The 18,274-nt window shown below is 45.2% G+C and carries 15 protein-coding genes and 1 riboswitch; of the genes, 3 read left to right on the forward strand and 12 right to left on the reverse strand.

Annotation, left to right across the window (positions count from 1 at the left end; all coding sequences use genetic code 11):
• Window positions 1-23: 23 nt before the first annotated feature.
• The 11 genes from leuD to BBA02S_RS11360 all read right to left on the reverse strand — a co-directional run bounded on the left by leuD (window position 24) and on the right by BBA02S_RS11360 (window position 14,519).
• Window positions 24-617 carry a 3-isopropylmalate dehydratase small subunit gene (gene leuD / locus BBA02S_RS11310; protein WP_041114052.1) on the reverse strand — a complete coding sequence of 198 codons (594 nt, stop codon included), beginning with the start codon at window positions 615-617 and terminating at the stop codon, window positions 24-26.
• A gap of 12 nt (window positions 618-629) precedes the next feature.
• Complete coding sequence (leuC, locus tag BBA02S_RS11315) at window positions 630-2,042, reverse strand: 3-isopropylmalate dehydratase large subunit (protein ID WP_041099106.1); 1,413 nt, start codon at window positions 2,040-2,042, stop codon at window positions 630-632.
• A gap of 121 nt (window positions 2,043-2,163) precedes the next feature.
• Window positions 2,164-3,273 carry a 3-isopropylmalate dehydrogenase gene (gene leuB / locus BBA02S_RS11320; RefSeq protein WP_041099104.1) on the reverse strand — a complete coding sequence of 370 codons (1,110 nt, stop codon included), beginning with the start codon at window positions 3,271-3,273 and terminating at the stop codon, window positions 2,164-2,166.
• Between the two features lie 18 nt (window positions 3,274-3,291).
• Window positions 3,292-4,839: a 2-isopropylmalate synthase gene (locus BBA02S_RS11325; protein WP_041114051.1), complete on the reverse strand. Its 1,548-nt coding sequence runs from the start codon at window positions 4,837-4,839 to the stop codon at window positions 3,292-3,294.
• Entirely contained in the window at window positions 4,826-5,851 is a 1,026-nt protein-coding gene (gene ilvC / locus BBA02S_RS11330) for a ketol-acid reductoisomerase (protein ID WP_041099100.1), read from the reverse strand. The genes BBA02S_RS11325 and ilvC overlap by 14 nt, the downstream gene beginning before the upstream one ends.
• 28 nt (window positions 5,852-5,879) lie before the next feature.
• Entirely contained in the window at window positions 5,880-6,401 is a 522-nt protein-coding gene (gene ilvN / locus BBA02S_RS11335) for an acetolactate synthase small subunit (protein ID WP_041099097.1), read from the reverse strand.
• A complete protein-coding gene (ilvB, locus tag BBA02S_RS11340) occupies window positions 6,398-8,113 on the reverse strand; it encodes an acetolactate synthase large subunit (protein ID WP_041099095.1) in 1,716 nt (571 codons plus the stop codon). The genes ilvN and ilvB overlap by 4 nt, the downstream gene beginning before the upstream one ends.
• 428 nt (window positions 8,114-8,541) lie before the next feature.
• Window positions 8,542-10,206 carry a dihydroxy-acid dehydratase gene (gene ilvD / locus BBA02S_RS11345; RefSeq protein WP_041099093.1) on the reverse strand — a complete coding sequence of 555 codons (1,665 nt, stop codon included), beginning with the start codon at window positions 10,204-10,206 and terminating at the stop codon, window positions 8,542-8,544.
• Window positions 10,207-10,634: 428 nt separating this feature from the next.
• Window positions 10,635-12,590, reverse strand: a complete 1,956-nt coding sequence (locus tag BBA02S_RS11350) for a transglycosylase domain-containing protein (protein WP_041099091.1) — start codon at window positions 12,588-12,590, stop codon at window positions 10,635-10,637.
• 359 nt (window positions 12,591-12,949) lie between these two features.
• Window positions 12,950-13,117, reverse strand: coding sequence for a twin-arginine translocase TatA/TatE family subunit (locus tag BBA02S_RS11355; protein ID WP_061786752.1), 168 nt, complete (start codon window positions 13,115-13,117; stop codon window positions 12,950-12,952).
• A gap of 166 nt (window positions 13,118-13,283) precedes the next feature.
• Window positions 13,284-14,519: a dicarboxylate/amino acid:cation symporter gene (locus tag BBA02S_RS11360; RefSeq protein WP_041099089.1), complete on the reverse strand. Its 1,236-nt coding sequence runs from the start codon at window positions 14,517-14,519 to the stop codon at window positions 13,284-13,286.
• Window positions 14,520-14,726: 207 nt separating this feature from the next.
• Between BBA02S_RS11360 and BBA02S_RS11365 the strand changes: the two genes are divergently transcribed.
• Both BBA02S_RS11365 and BBA02S_RS11370 read left to right on the forward strand, forming a co-directional pair.
• Window positions 14,727-15,032 (forward strand): ArsR/SmtB family transcription factor, encoded by a 306-nt coding sequence (locus BBA02S_RS11365; RefSeq protein ID WP_041099087.1) that lies wholly within the window; start codon window positions 14,727-14,729, stop codon window positions 15,030-15,032.
• Between the two features lie 123 nt (window positions 15,033-15,155).
• Complete coding sequence (locus BBA02S_RS11370; RefSeq protein WP_052475228.1) at window positions 15,156-15,575, forward strand: low molecular weight phosphatase family protein; 420 nt, start codon at window positions 15,156-15,158, stop codon at window positions 15,573-15,575.
• A gap of 140 nt (window positions 15,576-15,715) precedes the next feature.
• Here BBA02S_RS11370 and BBA02S_RS11375 read toward each other — a convergent pair whose 3' ends face one another.
• A complete protein-coding gene (locus BBA02S_RS11375) occupies window positions 15,716-17,008 on the reverse strand; it encodes an NCS2 family permease (RefSeq protein WP_041099085.1) in 1,293 nt (430 codons plus the stop codon).
• 93 nt (window positions 17,009-17,101) lie between these two features.
• Window positions 17,102-17,203, reverse strand: a riboswitch (purine riboswitch).
• A gap of 149 nt (window positions 17,204-17,352) precedes the next feature.
• Here BBA02S_RS11375 and BBA02S_RS11380 point away from each other — a divergent pair.
• Entirely contained in the window at window positions 17,353-18,180 is an 828-nt protein-coding gene (locus BBA02S_RS11380; protein ID WP_041099082.1) for an EcsC family protein, read from the forward strand.
• The last annotated feature ends 94 nt before the right edge of the window (window positions 18,181-18,274 follow it).

Raw genomic sequence — 18,274 nt, forward strand, 5'->3', positions numbered from 1 at the left:
TTTTGCTCCATCTACATATAGAATTAACTTATGCTTTCCGCTTTCTTTTCATAGCTGCTGATTTCATCCTCAAGGTTGAGGGTAACAGCAATTTCATCCCAGCCATTTAAAAGCATTTGCTTCCAATAGGGATCAATGTCAAAGTCAGCTGCAAATCCTTTTCTGTCTGTAATATCCTGATCTTTCAAATTAATGAATAGGCGATACCCCGGCTCTTTCGCCTTTTCCATTATTTCACTTACTTCTGCTTCTGTCAGGCGAATCGCCAAAATGCCGTTTTTGACGCAGTTATTATAGAAAATATCAGCAAAGCTAGGAGCAATGATCACTCGGAAGCCATAATCAAGCAATGCCCATGGAGCGTGTTCCCGGGAAGAGCCGCAGCCGAAGTTCTCACCCGCCACTAAAATTTCAGCCTGTTCATATTGCATTTGATTCATAATAAAGTCTTCTCTTTTATTCCCATCATCATCAAAACGCCAATGATGGAATAGAAACTGGCCGAAGCCTTGCCGTTCAATCCGCTTTAAAAACTGTTTTGGGATGATTTGATCTGTATCCACATTTACACGGTTGAGAGGGCAGACAATACCGTTGAATTTATTGATTGCTTCCATGTTTCTTCCCCCTTATTGATGCACTTTGGCTAGTTTGCGAACATCAGTGAACTTGCCGGTAACAGCGGCAGCGGCAGCCATCGGCGGGCTGACTAAGTGCGTTTTGGAACCATTTCCTTGACGCCCTTCAAAATTGCGGTTAGAAGTGGAGGCGCATCGTTTTCCGGATGGAACGATATCATCGTTCATCGCCAGGCACATGCTGCAGCCGGACTCCCGCCATTCAAAGCCAGCGTCGATAAATATTTGATCTAATCCTTCCGCTTCAGCTGCCTGCTTCACCGTTTGCGATCCAGGAACAACAATGGCTGTCACTCCTTCCTGAACCTTTCTGCCTTTTGCCACCTCCGCAGCTGCCCGCAAATCGCTGATACGTGAATTCGTACAGGAGCCGATAAATACATAGTCTACGGGAATCTCTTCAAGCTGCGTGCCTGCTGCCAATTCCATGTAGTCTAATGCCCGGGCAACAGATTCACGGTCTGCTTGACGCTCAAACTGCTCAGGATCAGGAACGGATGCACTGATGCCACTTCCCATGGATGGATTCGTTCCCCAAGTGACTTGCGGTTCAATCTCTTCTCCGGCAATTTCAAGCGTTAAATCATATTCTGCGCCCTCATCGGTCGCAAGCGCCAGCCAATGTTGAGCCGCTTTTTCAAATTCCTCTCCCTGTGGAGCGTAACGGCGCCCTCGCAAATACTCAACCGTTTTTTCATCCGGGCTAATCAAGCCAGCACGTGCCCCTGCTTCAATGGACATGTTACAGACAGTCATCCGCTCCTCCATAGATAGCTCACGGATCGCTTCGCCGGTATATTCTATAATATAGCCTGTCCCTGCGTTAACACCATATTTAGCAATGACCGCAAGAATTAAGTCTTTCGCTGTCACGCCAAAACCAAGCTTTCCAGTTACTTTTACCTGCAAGGTTTTTGGACGGGATTGCCAGAGAGTTTGTGTAGCTAGCACGTGCTCTACTTCACTTGTGCCAATTCCAAACGATAAAGCGCCAAAAGCCCCGTGCGTAGATGTGTGGCTATCTCCGCATACAATCGTTTTTCCTGGTTGTGTTAAGCCAAGCTCAGGACCGATAACGTGTACAATCCCCTGATCTGGATGGTTAATATCGGCTAGTTCGATGCCAAATTCTTTACAATTTTGCTCAAGTGTCGTCATCTGCTTTTTAGAGACGGGATCATTAATGATATGGCGGTTGACCGTCGGCACGTTATGATCCATAGTCGCGTAGGTTAAGTCCGGACGGCGGACTTGGCGGTTATTCATGCGCAAGCCTTCAAATGCTTGCGGAGAAGTCACTTCATGTACTAAATGAAGATCAATATATAAAAGATCCGGTTTTCCTTCTTCTCTGTGTACAACGTGTTGTTCCCAAATTTTCTCAATAACTGTTTTTGGTGCCATAAAACAGCCCCCTCACTGTCTTTTTTAGCTTAATGATGAAACATCGCTTTTGAAAAAAGAGGGATTCCGATCTCCTGGTGGAAAATACGGAATCCTCTCTATACTGTCCATTGATTTTGGCTTACATATAAGCTCCCATAATAGAAGAAATAGCGGAGCCTTCTTTTACATGCTGAGCCACAATTTCAATCATTTCTTCTGTGCCGACAACCATATTTCCATTTGGCTGCAGGTCAGGTGTCCGATAGCCGGCGTTCAGCACTTCCTGAACGGCCTGTTCAATAGACTCCGCCTCTTCCCTTAGATTGAAGGAGTATTTCAGCATTAACGCTGCTGAAAGGATCATCGCCATCGGATTCGCCTTATTAAAGCCGGCAATATCTGGTGCTGAGCCGTGGACCGGTTCATACAAGCCGAATCCGTCTCCTGTCAAGCTTGCTGACGGCAGCATGCCGAGTGAACCTGTAATCATGGAAGCTTCATCGCTCAAAATATCACCAAATAAGTTTTCTGTTACGACGACGTCAAAGTCTTTTGGACGGCTGATCAGCTTCATAGCTGCTGCATCCACATACATATGCTCCACTTCTACCTGCGGATATAGAGCCGCTTTTTCGTTCACAATTTCACGCCACATCCGGCTTGATTCCAGCACATTCGCTTTGTCAACAGAAGTGAGCTTTTTGTTGCGAATAATAGCTAGTTCAAATGCTTTTTCTATGATCCGCTCAATTTCTTGTCTTGTATATTGCAATGTATCAACAACGGTTTCTCCGCTTTCACCGCGGCGCTCGCTTGGTTTTCCGAAGTATAAGCCGCCTGTCAGTTCACGTACAATCATCAAATTCACATTTTCTGCAATTTCGGGTTTGAGTGGCGAAGAATGCAGCAAGCTGTGAAAACCGATAACCGGACGAAGGTTAGCAAATAAACCAAGCTCTTTACGAATCGCCAGCAATCCACGCTCCGGACGCATGTGCGAAGGAAGGCTATCCCACTTTGGTCCTCCTACCGCTCCTAAAAAAACGGCATCGCTTTGCTTGCAAAGCTCCAATGTTTCATTCGGAAGAGGATTATTTGACTCATCAATGGCTGCGCCGCCAATGTTGGCATATTCGAATTCAAATTCATGGCCGAACCTCTGTCCGACTGCTTCCAACACAGCAGTCGCTCCTTTCACTACTTCCCGGCCGACCCCGTCTCCAGGCAATACGGCAATATTCTTTTTCACATTAACCCCTCCGTTACATCAAATGTGTACTTTTTGTGCTTCTGACTGCTGCGCCTCTAACGTTAACACCCGATTGACCGCGTTCAGATAAGCTTTGGCTGAAGCTTCCAGTACGTCCTGCGCTGTGCCGCGGCCGCTTGTTTCAATGCCTTTATGCTTAATTCGTACATACACTTCTGCAAGGGCATCCCGTCCGGCACTGACTGAATTAATTTTGTAATCATGGAGCTTAACCGGTTCATCCAGCAGGCGTTCAAGCGTGTTATAAATCGCTTCCACACTTCCTGATCCAGTAGCCGCTTCGGTCACTTGCCTACCATCCGGCAAGGTAGCTGAAATAGTTGCTGTTGGAATGTTTTCAGTGCCATATTGAACTTGAATGCTATTTAATTCATAATGGCTGACATCGACAGCTTCCGTTTGCTTATCGGCAAGGATAGAGAAAAGATCTTCATCCATAATTTCTTTTTTCTTATCCGCCAAGTCTTTGAATGCCTTAAAGGCTTCGTTCAGTTTTTCTTCTGTTAAATCAAATCCAAGCTCAATCGCTTTATTTTTAAATGCGTGGCGGCCGGACAATTTGCCAAGCACAAGTTTATTGGATTTCACACCAATCAATTCCGGCGTAATAATTTCATATGTTGTCTTTTCCTTCAGCACGCCGTCCTGATGAATACCTGATTCATGAGCAAACGCATTGTCGCCGATAACGGCTTTGTTTGCCGGTACCGTCATGCCCGTTAATTTGGAAACGAGACTGCTTGTGCGCTTAATCTCAGCGAGCTTCATATTCGTTGTAGCCCCATAGAAATCGTTGCGGATATGAAGGGCAACCGCTACTTCCTCAAGTGCTACGTTGCCTGCCCGTTCACCGATTCCATTAATCGTTCCTTCCACCTGTCCTGCCCCTCCCTCAATGGCTGCCAGAGAATTGGCTGTTGCCATGCCAAGGTCGTCATGGCAGTGAGCGGACAAAATGGCTTTATCAATATTCGAAACATTGTTTCTTAGATAGGAAAACAACTCTTTGATTTCTTTTGGCGTAATATACCCGACAGTGTCAGGGATGTTAATCACAGTAGCTCCGGCATCAATAGCAGCCTCTGTGACGCGCGCCAGAAATTCAGGCTCTGTGCGGCAAGCGTCCTCTGCTGAAAATTGAACTTTCGCAAACTTTGTTTTCGCATACTTCACGGCTGCTACCGCTCTCTCAACCACTTCATCTTTTGACATTTTCAGCTTGTATTGACGGTGAATAGGCGAAGTTGCCAAGAACACATGAATGCGCGGTTCTGCTGATTGTTTTAATGCTTCCCATGCAGCATCAATATCTTTTTCATGGGAGCGGGCGAGACCGGTCACGGAGCTGTTCTTAACCGTATTGGCGATCAGCTGCACCGCCTCAAGATCGCCTTTTGAAGCGGCTGGAAAGCCCGCTTCAATGACGTCAACCCCTAGTCTCTCCAGCTGCTTGGCAATCTCTAACTTTTCAAGAGTGTTTAAGTTAACTCCAGGTGTCTGTTCCCCATCTCTTAATGTTGTGTCAAAGATCTCAACCTTTCGCACCGGCCGTCACTTCCTTCTTGGATTGTTTTTTGACGAATGGCATCATTGCGCGAAGCTCTCTTCCTACTACTTCGATTGGATGCTTGCTTTCGCTTGCATTAATAGCTGTAAATTCCGGACGGTTTAATTGATTTTCAAGCAGCCAGCCTTTCGCGAACTTGCCTGTTTGAATGTCTTTCAATACCTCGCCCATCCGCTCTTTTGTTTCCGCAGTGATGACGCGCGGACCTGATACAAAGTCACCCCATTGAGCTGTATCGGAAATAGAATATCTCATTCCTTCCAGACCGCCCTCGTACATTAAATCAACGATTAATTTCAATTCATGCAAACACTCAAAGTAAGCAACTTCAGGCTGGTATCCCGCTTCAATCAAAGTTTCGAATCCGGCTTTTACAAGGGCAGATACGCCGCCGCAAAGCACCGCTTGTTCACCAAATAAATCTGTTTCTGTTTCTTCTTGGAACGTTGTCTCCAGCACTCCGGCGCGAGCAGACCCGATTCCTTTCGCATAAGCAAGAGCAACGTCCTTTGCTTGGCCAGTCACATCTTGGTAAATCGCGATCAATCCTGGTACTCCGGCGCCTTCTTCATATGTGCGGCGCACTAAATGACCCGGGCCTTTGGGAGCAGCAAGGAATACATCCACATCTGCCGGCGGTACGATTTGGTTGAAATGAACATTGAAGCCGTGAGCAAACGCTAACGCTTTTCCTGCACTTAATTCAGGCTCAATTTCATTTTTATAAACTGCTGTTTGGTACTCGTCTGGAAGAAGGATCATAATTAAATCTGCTTCCGCACTTGCTTCACGAACCGGCTTTACATCAAAACCGTCTTTTTCTGCTTGATCCCAAGACTTTCCTGGTCTTAAACCAACAATTACATCTACGCCGCTTTCACGTAAGTTTTGTGCGTGAGCATGACCTTGTGAACCGTAGCCGATGATTGCCACTTTCTTATTTGCTAAAACCGCTTCGTTGATATCTCCGTTATAATATACTTTTGCCATTTTTCATCATCCTCCAAATTTTAGTTGTTTATTTTAAAATTGAATATTGCTTCAAATCAGTGACTTGCTTTTGCGATCCGCGTGTTAAAGCCGTTTGGCCTGTACGCGACAGCTCCTTGATGCCGTAAGGGCGGAGCAATTCAATCATCGCTTCGATTTTTTCGAAATTTCCAACTACTTGAATAGTGACACTATCCTTAGCGACATCAATAATCGTCGCCCGGAACGGTTCGATAATGACATTAATCTCCGCTCGCGTTTGCGGCGTTGTCAGTACCTTAATTAAAGCAAGCTCCCTTGATACAACTGCCTGATCAGTAATATCAGTCACCTTCAGCACATCCACTTGCTTATTGAGCTGTTTCAGCACTTGCTCAGCTACCCGCTCATCTTCTACATGAACGATAACAGTCATCTTGGAAATCCCTTCTGTTTCTGTAGGACCTACCGTAATGCTTTCAATGTTGAATTGTCTCTTCGTAAATAATCCGGTAATGCGGTTTAACACACCGCTTTGGTTAAGAACGGTTACCGTCACTGTGCGTTTCATGGTCTCACCCCAATCATTTCATGAAGTCCTTTTCCTGGAGCAATCATCGGGTACACTTTCTCCTTCCGCTTAATCCGGCAATCAATCAAAACCGGCTCGCGGCTGGTCAATGCTTCTTTAAGCACCTGCTCTGCTTCCTCTTCTGTGGAGACAGAGTAGCCTTTAATGCCGTATGCCCCGGCTAGCTGTACAAAGTCCGGCTGGCACGGAAGTAAGGATTGCGAATATCTTTCCTCATAAAACTTCTCTTGCCACTGCCTAACCATGCCAAGTGCCTGGTTGTTGTAAATGATGATCTTTACAGGCAGCTTCAGCTCAGCTACAAGTCCCAGCTCCTGCAAAGTCATTTGGAAACCGGCATCTCCCGCTATCGCTACGACCGTATCATCTGGATGAGCAATTTGGGCACCGATCGCAGCCGGGAAGCCAAAGCCCATCGTGCCGAGACCGCCTGATGTTACCCAGCGATTTGGCTGGCTGAAACCGTAATATTGCGCTGTCCACATTTGATGCTGCCCTACATCCGTTGTTACAATGGCCTCTCCGCTTGTCACATCGTGAATCATTTTTGTTAATTGCTGCGGAGAAATGCCCTCTTCCTCTTCGGATTGCCAAAGCGGAAACTCTTTTTGGCTTTGCTTTAAGTGCAGGCGCCACTCGTTCGCCTCTGGTGCCGTCAGCTCCAAGTCAAGGAGCTTCTGCAGAGCTTCTTTTGCATCAGCTACAATCGGGATATGAGTGTCTACGTTTTTGCCGATTTCCGCCGGGTCAATATCGATATGGGCAACCATGGCATTTGGTGCGAAGTGCTGCAAGTTACCGGTTAAACGATCATCGAAACGGGCGCCGATATTGATTAACAAATCCGCCTCGTACATAGCCATGTTGGCGGTGTATGTCCCATGCATGCCGCCCATCCCGAGGAACAGCGGATGATCGGCAGGGAATGACCCGAGTCCAAGCAGCGTGTTCACTACCGGGATGTTTGTTTCTTCGGCGAAAGCAAGCAATTCCTCGGCTGCTTTGCCATGCAGCACGCCCGCTCCAGCCAAAATCAATGGCTTTTCAGCTTGAGCAATTGCCTCGGCCAGCTTTTTAATTTGTAAAACATTTGGTGTCGTGTTCGGCTGATATCCCGGCAAGTGCACATCCGTAACGAATGTAGGCTCAGTAACGGTTGTTGCGATGTCTTTTGGGATATCGATCAGCACTGGTCCTGGACGGCCAGTGGTTGCAATGTGAAAGGCTTCCCGTATAATTCTTGGCAGCTCGTTTAAATCTCGCACTTGGTAATTGTGTTTAGTAATCGGCATTGTAATTCCGATGACATCTGCTTCCTGGAAAGCATCTGTCCCGATAACCCCTGTTGCTACCTGGCCGGTAAAGACAACGAGCGGAAGAGAATCCATCATTGCATCTGTAATGCCCGTTACAAGATTTGTCGCCCCTGGCCCGGAAGTGGCGATAACGACTCCCGGCTTTCCTGATACACGCGCATACCCTTCTGCTGCATGGATTGCGGCCTGCTCGTGCCTTGCTAAGATGTGGCGAATCGGATTTCTGTAGAGAGCATCATACAGAGGCAGAACCGCCCCGCCCGGATAGCCAAACACAACTTCTACGTTTTCCTTTTTCAGCGCTTCAATAAAGAGTTCAGCTCCACTCATGGCCTGCTTCAACGGTTTGGCTTTTGTTTCTACTTTTGCGTTCATCCAATTTCCCTCCAAATTGTTGTTTTCCTAAATCGCAAGAGTGATTGGGCTCTTTAAGCAAAGGCAATGCTGCTGTGACTTCATGAGCTGAAATCATCCTCATGGTGCTGCATAGCCTGAATAAAAACAAAAAGAAAAGTCTTTACACCCTCACGCCTACTAATCTACTAAGCGCAGGGGTGAAAAGACTTTTCCTTTCACGGTACCACCCTGGTTTATGACATTTTCGCAAATGCCACCTCATGGACAATCGAACAGTGATTGTCCTTTTTGATAACGAGTAAGTTCTACTCGACCGATCCTAATTGTTTCCGTTCAGACCGGCACTCAGAGGGGATGTCGCTGTAAGGGGTATACCGGCTCGCAGCCCCGCCGGCTCTCTGTGAATACCTTTTCTTACAACTTTTTCCTCGTCAACGATTTAATAATTAAATTTTCATCACTCCGCCTGTATTTGCAGAAGTGACAAGCTTGGAGTATCTGGCTAAATAGCCCTTTTTAATTTTTGGCTCCGGCTGTTCCCAGTTTTGCTTTCGTTCAGCCAGTTCTTCTTCTGTTAAAACCACGTTAATCGTTCTATTCGGCAAATCAATGATAATCTGATCGCCGTTTTCAATGAAGGCAATTGGTCCTCCTTCAGCAGCTTCCGGTGAAATATGACCGATAGAAATGCCTCTTGAAGCTCCAGAAAACCTTCCGTCTGTAATTAACGCGACTTTTTTATCAAGGCCTCGTCCGGCTATGGCCGCTGTTGGGGCCAGCATTTCCGGCATGCCCGGTCCGCCTTTAGGTCCTTCGTAGCGGATCACCACGACATGACCTTCCCGTACAGTCCCATTGTTGATGCCTTCCTGAGCTTCTTCCTGTGAATCAAATACAATGGCTTCTCCCATAAATGTCTGAATGGAAGGATCCACAGCTCCGACTTTAATGACTCCTCCATCCGGAGCCAGGTTGCCGAATAAGATCGATAGCCCGCCGACGGGACTATATGGATTGTCGCTTTTGCGAATAACTGCCTCGTTCGTAATATCCGCTTGCTGTACATTTTCATAAACAGATTTCCCTGTAATTGTCACGCGATCTCTATTTAGAACTCCGATGCGGCAAAGTTCGTTAATAATGGCGCTGATGCCGCCCGCCTCGTGAACATCCTGCATAGTGTAATCAGAAGCTGGGCTGATTTTAGCTAAATAAGGCACTTTTTCGGCGATCTCATTAATTCGTCTTAAGTCGTAATCAATTTCCGCCTCATGTGCGATTGCCAGCGTGTGAAGAACCGTGTTCGTTGAGCCGCCCATAGCCATATCCAGTGCGAATGCATCGTCGATTGCTTCTTTTGTAATAATGTCTCTTGGTTTAATATCGTTTTTAATTAAATCCATTAAATGATGAACAGCCTGTTTGATTAACTTATGGCGTTCTGTCGATGTCGCTACGATCGTAGCGTTTCCTGGCGGTGTCATGCCGAGCATTTCCATCAAAGAGTTCATGGAGTTAGCTGTAAACATTCCTGAGCATGAGCCGCAAGTCGGACAAGCATTCTCCTCAATTTCCAGCAGCTCTTCGGCTGACATTTTTCCTGAGCGGTGAGCGCCGACTCCCTCAAATACCGAAACAAGCGATAGGTGCTTTCCTGCTTTTGTTTTTCCGCCTTCCATCGGTCCGCCGGAAACGAATACGGAAGGGACATTTGTTCTGGCAGCTGCCATTAACATACCGGGCGTAATTTTGTCACAGTTAGGAATATAGAACACTCCGTCGAACCAGTGAGCATTAATGACTGTTTCGGCTGCATCGGCAATTAGCTCTCTGCTTGGCAAGGAATACCTCATTCCGATATGCCCCATTGCGATGCCGTCATCTACGCCGATTGTGTTAAATTCGAAAGGAACGCCTCCAGCTTCGCGGATTGCTTCCTTAACTACTTCGGCAAATTTGTTTAAATGCACATGCCCCGGAATAATATCAATATAGGAATTACAAACCCCGATAAAAGGCTTATGAAGATCCTCTGTTTTCACTCCGGCTGCATAAAGCAAGCTTCGGTGGGGAGCACGGTCGATCCCTTTCTTTATCATATCGCTGCGCATAATATCCCTCCAGGTGTTCTCTAGCTGCATACACTGCTAAAAATGATGGTGTTTTAAAAATCAAGCTGCTGCAAGTGCATTAGCCCTAATTTCTAATATTTCGTCAATAATCATTTATCGATCAAATCTGAAAATTAAGTTTATGTTGTGGTCAATCATATCCTGCTTTTTCCTAGAGGTCAACACCTTTTTCGTAAATTTTTAGACAATTAAAATTATTAGCCTTTCCTGCCATAAAAGTGCAATCGCTTACAAGGTTGATATGACCGCTTTTTGTTTTTCTGAAAAAATTTCATAAAAAGTAAAACTTTTTTCATGGATTTTTGCTCTCCTCTCTATGAACGACCATTCACTCTGGTGTTGGAGAAATTAATATATAAAAAAGCCCCTCCAAATTCCGTTGTTAAACGGATTTGAAGAGGCCTTCTTTAAAATAGCTCGCTCAGCTTATCCAGCGCTTTATCCAGCCAGCCTTTTTTCTCCGGCTTTTGTTCTTCTTCATCAATCGAATCGACATCAAAGGAGGTGCCTTCAAGCTCTGGAAGTGTTCTTTCCATAATCTCTTTAAACAGCGGAGCTGCCCCCTCGGAACTGTTCGTAGCGAGGTGGTTCGTTTCGCTCGCCTTTTCCACGCCGAGCCATACTGCTCCGACAACGTCTGGAGTGTAACCGACAAACCATTGGTCTTTCGTTCCTGTAACCCCCTGGATCGGCACTTGGGTCGATCCTGTTTTGCCTGCCAGCTCCATTCCCGGTATTCTTGCTTTCTTTCCGGAACCGCGCTCAACAACGTTTAAGAGCATGGCATTCATATCATCCGTTACCTCTTTCGTTGTCACTTTCGTTTCTTTCGGCATCCATTTCGGCTGCAGCTCGCCATCCGGGCCGATAATCTTCTGAATAAAGAAGCCGTCTTTGCGAATTCCCCCGTTCGGGAATGTCGTATAGGCCTGAGCAATATGCAAAGGAGATACCCCCTTTGTCATTCCGCCTAGCGCAACCGACAGGTTCTTATCGCTTTCTTCCACTGGGATGCCGAAGCGTTCCAGCGCATCCAGCCCCTTAGACAAGCCAATTTCATTTAACAGCCACACAGTAGGCACATTCAGGGATTTTTCAAGCGCTTTGTTCATTGTTACTTCTCCCCGGTATCTGCCTCCATAATTGGTTGGCTCATAGTCTCCGAATTTTTGCGGCTTGTCCTCCAGCATGGATGTCGGCGTGTATCCTTCCTCCAGAGCAGGTGTATACACGACAAGCGGCTTTAGCGTTGAGCCAGGGGATGTTCTCATCTGGGTAGCGTAGTTAAATCCTCTAAATACGTGCTCACCGCGTTTCCCAACGATCGCCATTACCCCGCCTGTCTTTGGATCGATCAGCACAGCCGCGCTTTGAGAAGGGTCGCCATTGACTGAATCCGGGAACAGCCAGTCTTTTTTGTATACTCGTTCAAGACCCGCCTGCACTTCCTGATTCATGGAAGTATAGATCTCATATCCCTTTGTCAGGAGCTCATTTTGTGTCAAACCAAAACGGTTGATCGCTTCATTAATGACAGCATCCGTATAATACGGATATTTCCCTTTCAATGGATCGCCGCTCCGGTCATCAAGCTCCGGCTGCGCCTGCTTAGCGCTTGCCGCTTCTTCGCTCGTGATGTATCCATACTTCTCCATTTGACTCAGCACGACATTTCTGCGATCAACCGCTTTATCCAAATTCTTATATGGATCAAGCACAGATGGCGCCTTAATGATCCCGGCAAGCATAGCCGATTCACTAAGAGTTAAATCGCTGACGTCTTTCCCGAAGTATTTTTTTGAAGCGTTTTGTACGCCCCATGCCCCGCTTCCAAAATAGATGGTATTTAAATACATTTCCAGTATTTCTTTTTTCTTATATACCTTTTCAATCTCAATAGCCAAAAACAGCTCTTCTACTTTTCTTTTGTAGGTTTGCTCTGGTGACAGCAACGCATTCTTGGTCAATTGCTGGGTAATCGTACTTCCCCCTTGCACGACACCGCCGGAAAATGTGTTTTTCACAAGGGCCCGGCTCATTCCTTTTAAATCAAAACCATTATGCTCGTAAAAACGGTGATCCTCAATAGAGACAACAGCATTCTGCAAGTGCTTTGGCATCTTGGCAATCGGCACGCTGTCCGAGCGGTTGGCCGACAGCTTGCTCGCTTTATCACCATTTACATCGTAAAGAATCGTGGATTGAGACAGCCCTTTCTTCAAGGTCTCCACGTCCGCTGACTTCATAAAGTAAACGATAAACCCTAAACCGGCTAAAACCATAACCGATACAAGTAAAATCATAATTTGCGTGAGATGAAATTTTCTCCACAAATTTTTGATCATTTTGCTAATAGCATTCATACCTTTATTTCTTGCCTCCTGAATAAGCAAATTCCTCTTTGCCTTTAGGCTAAGAGCCTGATCTAATTGTGTCTCTTATTTATAAATTACATTCTTTTACAATAACTAATTAAGACACAATCAGAGCTTTATTATAACTGATCGGCTTTGAATCGCCAATTTTCAAGTCAATTCGGGTAAAAAATCACCTAAATTACCTCCATTTAAGTAAATAAAATCTATTTAAGTAAAATTATAAGCAATAAAACAAACGGCGTTTTACAACTGAACATATGCCGTCTCTCTTTTGGGCAGAGCTCGGTTTCCTTTCAATGCAAAAAAAAGCCGGCGGCCGGCCGCCGTCAGCTTCTATCTTTTATTTATTTTAATTTTTTCTCCTCTTCCTCGTCCATAATGCCTTTCATGCCACGTTTAAACTCGTGCAGCGTTTGTCCAGCTGCTTTTCCGAGCTGCGGAAGCTTGGAAGGTCCGAAAAGCAATAAGGCTACGATAAGAATAATAGCTATTTCTCCGAAACCGAGATTCATACACAATTATCTCCTTTTGCTTTACAAGCTGTTAATAGCGATATTATACAACAAGAAGGAAAAATATAAAAATAAAAAAGAAGCAAGTGTGCCTTTTTTGACACACCTGCGGCGAGACGAAGAAATATATCCTCAAATGATTCTATCTATTTAGATTGATCTCTTTTTAAGCACCGGTGCGCTGAGCTTTAATCGTTCTCTTCTTTTCTGTTTCTGCTACGTACACAGCACAAGCGGCATCACCGGAAATATTGATAGCTGTCCGGGTCATATCAAGAATGCGGTCAATACCCAAAATCAGTCCTACGCCCTCTACAGGCAGACCGACACTGCTTAAAACCATAGCCAGCATAATTAAACCGACACCAGGTACGCCGGCTGTTCCAATACTGGCTAATACGGCAGTAAGAACAACAGTCGTCAGTTCGCCCATCGTTAAATCTACATTGTATACCTGCGCAATAAATACTGTAGCAACCCCTTGCATAATAGCAGTTCCGTCCATGTTGATAGTGGCGCCAAGCGGCTGAACGAAGGAACTGACGGACTTCGGCACGTTTAAGCGGTTTTGAGCTACTTCCATAGAAAGCGGAAGAGTAGCATTGCTGCTTGATGTACTGAAAGCAACACTCATGGCCGGTGCAAAGTTTTTGAAAAACCAAAGCGGGCTCTTTTTAGCCAGCAGCAAAATCGTTCCTCCATACGTCAAAGCTCCATGAATAAACAAAGCCGCAAGCACACAAATCATATAAACTCCCATTGCCTTGATCGCAGACAACCCTTGGCTTCCGATGGCGGAAGCCAGCAAGCCAAACGTGCCGTACGGAGCGAACTTCATGACAAAGCCGACAAGATACATCATAACCTCGTTGCCTTGTTCGACCAAATTCAGCAGTCCCTTTGTTTTTTCTCCTAAAGCAGTTAGGGCAAGCCCGATAAAAAGAGCAAATGCGATAATTTGCAGCATATTCCCTTGGGTCATTGCCTCAAGCGGATTTTTTGGAATAATATTCAGCAAGGTTTCTCCGACAGGAGGGGCCTTTTCAGCAGTAAACTCGGCGTTTTTCGTATCGAAATCTCCCGCTTTTCCGGGTTGTGCGATACTGGCAATGCTCAAGCCAATAACAATAGCAATAGTAGTAGTAATTAAAAAATAAGAAACCGTTTTCAATCCAATCCGACCTAATTTTTTCGGATCGCCAAGCCCTGCGGCTCCTAGAATAATAGATAAAAATACGATCGGCACAACCAGCATGCTAATGAGATTGAGAAAAATACGGCCAAGCGGGGTAAAAAGATAAGGATCTAAAACGTTGTAGGCATCTGGTGCAAATATATTGAGCAGCAGCCCGACTATGGCACCGGCAATTAAAGCGATGATAATTTTCCCAGTGAGTTTCATTCACGTTCCCCTTTCCTAAAATCGGTCATCAGACACAAATTTTATCATAGTCAAAAAAAACAAAAAAGATAAAAAAATAAAAAATGTGAAACATAGTTAAATTTACCTCTTTTTTCTTATTTTTAAACCACCGCCTCTTTTACTTTAGCAGTGACAGCTATTTCATTGATTTGGTACGATAAATAAAAAGATTAGTGGAGGAATTGGATGAAAAAGAAACATATCGATCTGGATGAAGAAACATTATTTATTGTGTCTCAAACCTTTAAAGCCCTTTCAGATCCCACTCGTCTCCGGATTTTAAATTTACTGTTTAACGGTGAGCATTCAGTTAATGAAATTGCTGAAAAACTGTCGCTGCTTCAGTCAACAGTTTCCCACCAGCTCCGTTTTTTAAAAAACCTGCGTCTCGTTAAATACCGCCGGGAAGGGACGACTTTGTTCTATTCCCATGACGATGAACATGTGATCGATCTTCTTTCTCAAGCCATCGAACATGCCAAACACCATTAACCAGCTTCATTCTTTATGCCTAATACCTTAAACTTATTGCCTGGCAATCATTTTGATAGTGAGGCATATTTTTAGAAAAAGGGGGTAAAAAAGAAATAGAACGATGGCAAAGGGGCTTTGAAAATGAATAATAAAAACATCTTGTTTCTCTCTACAGCAAATGACTTAAGCATCATGGCAGAGGGATGGGCCTCCAAGTTGAATGATCCTTCCCTGAACTTTGTGAGTGCCTCGTTCACCAAAGTCCGGGAGAATGATCTTTCAATTGAAGCAATGAAGGAAGTTAATATAGATATTACCGCAAAAAAGCCGATTCTGCTGGCGCCTCATTTAATACAAAAAGCGGACTTGATCGTGAATATTTATGATTTTGAGCGTGATCAGGAACCCCTCCTCTTACCTGCCTCTAACAAGAAAGTCCTTCATTGGGATGTTCCAAACCCGAAGTATTGTCAAGATATAGCAGAGAAATGGGCGGCTTATCAAATCGTATGCGATAGGCTTGCTGGACATGTAAAAAACTTGCTCCATGAATTAGATTAAGCCTCTTTATCTTCTGAGTGTCGATAAAGAGGCTTAATTTTTTAGCTTTATTAAAGAATGCTGCCGATGCCTGTATCCCATTTTGCTCCTTTACATGAGCGATTAAGACAGGAATATGAAGGCCTTACAGAGCGAATGGTTTACAAGTAAATAAAATAGGCAAGGAAAGCTGCAAATAAAACATATAGCAAAGGATGGATCTCTTTCGCTTGTCCTCTTGCAATCATGGCGATTGGATAAAGAATAAAACCAAGAGCGATGCCGCTGGCCACACTGGAAGTAAGAGGCATCATAATAATAGTAATAAAAGCAGGAATCGTAATTTCAACCCGTTCCCAGCGGATATGCTTGATTTCTGTCGCCATTAAAGAGCCGACTATGATCAAAGCCGGTGCGGTTACTTCTGCCGTAATAACGGACAACAGCGGAGAAAAGAATAGCGCCACTGCAAACAAAGCGGAAATGACGATAGATGTAAAGCCCGTTCTTCCTCCTGCGGCAATGCCGGCGCTTGATTCGACCATTGCTGCTGTCGTAGAAGTGCCGAGAACTGAGCCGATCACCGTTGAAGCCGAGTCAGCGAGCAGCGCCTTTCCGGCGTTTGGAATTTTATTGTCTTTTACTAATCCTGCTTGGCTTGCAATCGCAATGAGCGCACCTGCTGTATCAAAAAAAGCAACGAAGAGAAAAGTAAAAATAACCGCAAGCATTTCCGGTGTGAAAATACTATGCAAATGGGAAAATACCTCACCGAAGGTCGGCTCAAGGCTAGGAATGGCGCCCACCACTTCTCCAGGCACACGAATTAAGCCAACGAGCATGCCGGCGATAGTGGCAATCGCCATTCCATAGAAAATGGCGCCGCCAATGCCGCGCATCATCATAATCACCGTGACAATAAAGCCGAAGATCGCTAGCAGCACAGTCGGAGAATGCAAGTCGCCGATTCCGATAAAGGTTCCTTCATTTGCGGTAATGATGCCGGCGTTTTTCAGGCCGATGAAAGCCACAAAAAAGCCGATTCCGCCGGCAATCGCATGCTTTAAATCTTGTGGAATAACGTTGATAATCATCTCACGGATTTTCAACAAGCTCAAAATAACAAATAAAACACCAGAAATAAAGACACCCGTCAAGGCTGTCTGCCAAGGAATTCCCATACCAACGCAGACCGAAAAAGTGAAAAATGTATTAAGCCCCATGCTTGGCGCAATCCCAATTGGATAATTAGCCAGCAGGCCAATCAACAAAGAGCCGATGATAGCTGATAAAGCCGTCGCTGTAAATACGGCCCCTTTATCCATTCCGGACTGGCTTAAGATAATCGGATTCACGACGAGAATATAAGCCATTGATAAAAATGTGGTAATGCCCGCCAGTGTTTCTTGCTTATAGGTCGTTCCCCGTTCTTGAAAAGCAAAAAAATGTTTCATTGTGCGCTCCCCCGCTATTTGGATTCCAATAAAAAAACTCCCGTCTAAGACGGAAGCTGCCAACTGTCATACAGGATCGCAAACAAATGAAACAGCTTGTCTGCAATCCTTTGTAGTCAGTCTATTTACGGCAGCCTGGTAGAAACGTTCAAGCCCTATTCTTGAACATATACAAAGGGTTTATTTCATTATATTGCGAGAATTATATCAGACTCTAAATCACAAGTAAATTCGCGTTCTTAAATTCGCAATCTTCTTTACTTTACGGCAGCCATTCATTTTTTTGAAACTTGCGGCGGATTGCTGCCGTACATTAACTAACACAGGAAAGGGTTGGGATAACTATGGAAACGAAGCAGCAATTGGCAGCCGAACTGGCGGCTATTGAAAAATGGGAGAACGAACAAAAACACCTAGGGATTTGGGACAAGATGGCGCGCCTTCCCTTTAAATTGCTCGATAAAGTAACACCGAAAATCATTCAAAACAAGCTCGCGCTGCTGCTTGAGGAGGTTGGCAGCTTCGTACAAACAGGCGGACAATATCTTGTGCAGGAAAAAAGCATTCTAAAGAAAATTGAAGCAGCTAATCCGGGGATAACCGTTGAATCAGTTGCTGATGCAGCGGCCGTCCCATTAAAAAAGATGGATGCTGTAGCAGAGGAGCTAAAGCAATCGCGCGCCAATATGGCAACCGTTCAAGGCGCTTCAACCGGGGTCGGCGGCGTATTTACGCTGGCTGCAGATATTCCTCTTTTGCTTGGTTTATCGTTGAAAACGCTTCAGGAAATAGCCATCGCCTATGGCTATGATCCAAAACAAAAAGAAGAGCGTGTCTTCATTATTAAATGCCTGCAATTCACTTCTTCCGATGTGGTCGGCAAAAAAGCCATTTTAACGGAATTGGCAAGCTTCTACCAGGGGCGAAGACAAAGCCAGGAAATGATATCACAGCTGCAAGGGTGGCGGGAAGTAATGTATACGTACCGCGATCAATTGGGGTCTAAAAAAATGTTTCAGCTTATTCCAATAGCGGGCATAGTCTTCGGTGCCTTCACAAACCGGACGGCTGTTCTTGATGTAGCAGAGAATGCAGCTATGCTGTATAAGAAACGCAGAGTGATGGAACGGCTGCACGCCTCCCACTCTGAATCTGAACATTCTTCTTACTAACCTTTCCAATCTTTGGAGGCTATTCGCAACGACAAAGCAGAGGAGCAGTCCACAGGGATAGAAAGCCATAAAGGCTTCTCAGCAGCAGAAACAT

It is taken from the genome of Bacillus badius NBRC 15713 (genome assembly GCF_001591605.1).
GTDB lineage: Bacteria > Bacillota > Bacilli > Bacillales > Domibacillaceae > Pseudobacillus > Pseudobacillus badius.